We start from the raw sequence: 582 nt of genomic DNA on the forward strand, positions 1-582 counted from the left end.
CGCTGAACCCCTCCCGGCCGAGCACCCCGATCCCGGCGAGCGCGAGGGCCGCCCACGCCGCCGACCGCCACGACGGCCGCGCCGCCACGGACAGCGCCAGCGGCCCGAGCACCTCGAACGTCACGGCCACGCCCTGCGGGATCCGTGCGAACGCCTCGTAGATGGCCAGGTTCATGCCGGTCATGGCCGCGCCCAGCCCGACGACGGCGGCCCACCCCCGGGGGCCCAGGCCGGCGAGGGCGGCGCGGCTCGGCCGGGTGACGAGCAGCAGCACGGCCGCGGAGAACACCACGCGCAGGGCGACCATGGCGGACGCGCCGACGTCGTCGAACAGCAGGCCCGCCACGGACGCGCCGAGCTGCTGGCTCAGCAGTGAGAGCAGGACGAGCAGGACGAGACGCACGGGCTCAGCCTAGGGGCGCGCCGCGCCACCCCGGCCCCGGCCGGCGCGGGACCGCTGCTGCCGGAGGACCACCGGAGGGCCCGGTTCCGCCGACCCCGACGCCGCGGGGAAACGTCACGCTGACGTGCGCTAATCCGCCTCGTCGTGGGAGGGTGGGCGACGCGTGCCCGCGCAGACCC

1 pseudogene is annotated in these 582 nt (G+C 77.5%); it reads right to left on the reverse strand.

The annotated features are described in order from the left end of the window. Window positions 1–403 (reverse strand): annotated as a pseudogene (locus J1M39_RS05255) (EamA family transporter); the annotation flags it as partial. Window positions 404–582 lie beyond the last annotated feature (179 nt).

The sequence above is a fragment of the Micrococcus sp. KRD077 genome (assembly GCF_017168505.1).
GTDB classification, from domain to species: Bacteria; Actinomycetota; Actinomycetes; order Actinomycetales; family Micrococcaceae; genus Micrococcus; species Micrococcus luteus.